Annotated in this window: 2 protein-coding genes; one reads left to right on the top strand and one right to left on the bottom strand. The window is 71.2% G+C overall.

The genetic code is table 11. The features are described 5' to 3' along the window. Positions 1–46: 46 nt before the first annotated feature. Positions 47–1,846: a S8 family serine peptidase gene (locus ACFWBT_RS42150; RefSeq protein ID WP_385709879.1), complete on the bottom strand. Its 1,800-nt coding sequence runs from the start codon at positions 1,844–1,846 to the stop codon at positions 47–49. A gap of 1,172 nt (positions 1,847–3,018) precedes the next feature. Here ACFWBT_RS42150 and ACFWBT_RS42145 point away from each other — a divergent pair. Next, complete coding sequence (locus ACFWBT_RS42145; protein WP_385709876.1) at positions 3,019–3,939, top strand: CAP domain-containing protein; 921 nt, start codon at positions 3,019–3,021, stop codon at positions 3,937–3,939. Positions 3,940–4,013: the final 74 nt, after the last annotated feature.

Raw genomic sequence — 4,013 nt, 5'->3', positions numbered from 1 at the left:
GCCGTCGGCGCACAGCGTGCCGACGTGGGCGTTGCCGGGCCCTGCGTCAGAAGGTCAGGTTCCAGGCGTCGATCTTGCCTGTGTCGGAGGCGGCGTTGTCGTTGACGCGCAATTTCCAGGTGCCGTTGGCGACCTCCGAGGAGGCGTTCACGGTGTAGGTCTGGGCGATGTTGTCGGCGCTGCCGCCGGCGTGGTTGTGCAGCGTGTAGACGGTGCCGTCCGGCGCCACCAGGTCGACCTTCAGGTCACCGATGTAGGTGTGCTTGATGTCCACACCCACCTTGAGGGTGGCCGGGGCGTTGCCGGTCACGCCGGTTATGGCGATCGGGCTCTCCACGGTTGCGTTGTCGTTGACGGCGAAGTCCGCGAGGTTCTCGAAGTACTTGCCGGGCGGCGGGGTGGTCCCGACGGCCTTGAGGGCGTCGACCTGTCCTTCGCCGAAGAACGAGTTGCTGGCCGTCGTGCCCGTGCAGCGGCTGTCCGAGGGGCAGGCGATGTCGTTGGCCTGGGCGGCCAGCTTGGCGCGGATCTGCGCCGGGGTGATGCCCGGGTTGGCGCTGGCGATGAGTGCCGCCACGCCGACCACGTGCGGGGTGGCCATCGAGGTGCCGCTCTTGCTGCCGTAGCCGCCGCCGGGGACGGTGGAGTACACGTTGCTGCCCGGCGCCGCGACGTCGATGACGCCCTGCCCGTAGTTGGAGAACGAGGCCTTGGTGACGCCCGTGCCGTTGGCCGCGACCGTGACCACGCCCGGCAGCTCGGTCGGGATGTCGAGGCAGGCGTTGGTGATGGTCCGGGTGACCGGCGTCGAGTCGTTCGGGCTCGCGGAGTCGGTCGTCTTGTGGGCGAGGTCGTAGTTCTCGTTGCCCGCGGCGGCGATCTGGAGGGAGCCCTTGCCCTCGGCGTACTCCTGGGCGCGCTTGACGCCCTCGATGATGGCGGCCTGGTCGATGTTGTCCGGGCAGTTGAACTGCCACGGGTCCGTGTAGTAGCTGTTGTTGGTGACCTTGAAGCCGTGGTCACCGGCCCAGACGAAGCCGCAGATGGTGTTCTCGGCGAAGAAGAAGGAGTTGCCCGGCTCGGCGACCCGGACCGCGGAGATCTTCACCCCGGGGGCCACGCCGACGACGCCCTTGCCGTTCTTGGCCGCGGCGATGGTGCCCGCTACGTGGGTGCCGTGCGTGTCGACGTCCCGCCAGGCGCCGGCACGGGTGTCGGGCTTGCCGTAGGCGCAGGAGACTGAGTCGGCCGCGTTGAAGTTGGGCGCCAGGTCCTGGTGCTGGTCGTCCACACCGGTGTCCAGGATGCCGACTGTGACGGAGGCGGAGCCCGGATTCACGGCCCAGGCCTGGTCGGCCTTGATCTGGCTCATGTCGGCCCGGACCGGTTCTCCGGCCGGGGTCGAGGCCTGGGCCGGATTGGCCGGGAGCGCCGGGTTGTAGGCGTCGGCCGGGACGTCCGAGGTGCGCGTGGCGCCGACCTGCTGCACGCCGGCGACGCCGCGCATGGTGGCGGCGAACCCGCTGGACGCCGAGTGGGCGACGATCACGCCGATGGCGTCGAAGTTCGAGAAGACGGTGCCGCCGTTGGCCGCGATCGCGGAACGGACCGCCGAGCTGTCACCGGGGGCGGTGATCACGAGGTAGGCACGCGTGCCGGCCACCCAGGTCGCACTCCGGGAAGCCGGCACGGCGGCCGGAGCGTGGGCCTTGGCGGCTGGCGCGGTGGAGGGGTCGATGGGGAGCGTGCCCGCGAGGGCGCCCGGGGCGCCGAACGCGAGGGCGGCGCCGAGCGTGGCCGCCAGGACCAGCGTGCGTCTAGGTCGGATGGATATGGGGGGTATCAATGCGTCCTCCGGAGACGGCCCGGCCGTGCTGAGGGCACCGGTGGGGCCGTACGAAACGAGTGGTGGATGCAAGATGTCAGGTGCATGCTCCAGTACGGAAGTACCTTTCCGTGCAGGGGCGTTATAGGGGAATGGCTGAAAAGAGACGTACTCCGGGCATCGGAGGGTCGGGATCCACCGGGAGCTCGGCGACGTCGACCGCGCCCTGGCGTACGCCGCCGACCTGGTGCCGGCCATCGACGGGGTGGACCGGCTGCTGGCGTGGTGGCTGACCGAGGTGCGCCCGCAGTTCGGTGACGAGCCCGCCGGCGGGCAGGCCGTGCTGCTGCCCAGCCGAACGGCACATCCTCGAGGGCGGGCGGCGTCCGGCCTGTGCGGTCACCCTGCGCGACGGAGACCAGCGTCCGGAACCCGTCCCACTTGGGCTCCGCAGCGCAGTACGGCCGTAGATCGGCTCGGGCACGGGGGCGCTCAGCATCGGTTCTGGCAGCACCCACGTCGCAGTGGATGCCTTCCACCAGATGTCCCGGTGCTGTCCTCTTGCCTTTAGGCGCGGGGACCGAGGCGAGGGCGTGTTCGTCGCCCAGCGCCGCGAGGTGGCGTCCAGGGCGGCCTGGCAGCCGCTGGCGGCGGCGGCGATGGCCTGGCGGTAGGTGTGGTCGACGACGTCACGGCATCTACGCCGGCGGCCTCGACGCGCTCCTGCGCACGGTCACCGCCGCCTGACTGCACCCTCGGACGCCGGGCACCGAAAGGGTTGTGGGGAAAGTCGGTGACATCCCTCACGTGCCCGGTCCCCATCAACGTGCCGCGATAGTACGTGGCGTGTGGCTGATATAGGCGGATCTGGCATATGGAAGCGGGCATTCACGGCATCTCGGCCGGGGCCACCGGCCCGGGTCACCGGCCTCGAGCCGCCGGACCGCCTCTGCCGCCCTTCTGACGGAGTGTGAGGCGCCGTCGGCGTCCGGCGCGGCGGCCCGGCACAATCCCGGGCCGGATTCAAGGGTGCCCTCGCCTACTAGGCGAGGTAGTGGAAGTCCCCGTTGCCGTGCCCTCCCGCGGCTTTTAACAATGACGGCCCCGCAAGGCGTCCCCGCAGGTCAAGCACAGTGTCTGTGTGAAACCGAGCCCGCCGGAGGCGCAAGGAGAGTCGACCGAACGAGGTCCGCATGAGGAACCACCGGAAGCACGGCAGGAAGACGCGCCGCCGGCCCATAGCCGTCGCCGTCCTGGCGATGGGCGCGGTGGCGGTGCCGTCGGCCGCCATGGCGTGCATGGGCGACGAAGGAACCGAGGCCATCGCCGCCACGTCCAGCGGTCCCTGGACGGACGGGAAGAAGGCGTCCTGGGACGGGCACCGGACGGACGGGAGGAAGACGTCCTGGGACGGGCACCGGACGGACGGGAGGAAGACGTCCTGGGACGGGCACCGGACGGACGGGAGGAAGACGTCCTGGGACGGGCACCGGGGGCGGGACGTCCGGACCGCGAAGCCCACGGCGACGGTTTCGCCCTCGCCGACGACCTCTCCCAGGACTGCGGCGCCCGCCCCGGAGAAGCCCAAGGCGCCCGTCTCGAAGGCGACCACCCCGCCCGCCCCGACGAGGACCACCGCCGCGCCGAAGCCCACCGCCGCGCCCCCCTCGACGACGACCGCCGCATCGAAGCCGCCCACCACCACGGCTCCCGCCGCAGGCACGGCGACCACCGCGTCCGCCGCCGTCGCCCGCGTGGTCGCCCTGGTCAACAGCGAGCGCGCCAAGGTCGGTTGCTCCCCGGTCACCCTGAACGCGAAGCTCTCGCAGGCCGCCCAGGCCCACAGCGCGGACATGGCGAGCCACAACACCATGTCGCACACCGGTTCCGACGGGTCCGACCCGGGACAGCGGATCACGCGCGCGGGCTACCTCTGGAGCACCTACGGCGAGAACGTCGCGTACGGGTACTCCACGCCCGAGCAAGTCATGGCGGGCTGGATGGCCAGCGCCGGCCACAAGCGCAACATCCTGGACTGCGGCTTCAAGGAGATCGGTGTGGGGGTGGCGCAGCCCGGCAACTACTGGACGCAGGACTTCGGCACGGCCCGCTGACGCTCACGGGGCCCACGCCCGTCACGGCCCGCCGACCATCACGCCGGCCGCGGCCGCTCCGCTCGCTCCGGAGC

It is taken from the genome of Streptomyces sp. NPDC060027, from assembly GCF_042737005.1.
GTDB lineage: Bacteria > Actinomycetota > Actinomycetes > Streptomycetales > Streptomycetaceae > Streptomyces.
This window is presented reverse-complemented; position numbering and strand designations above follow the sequence as displayed.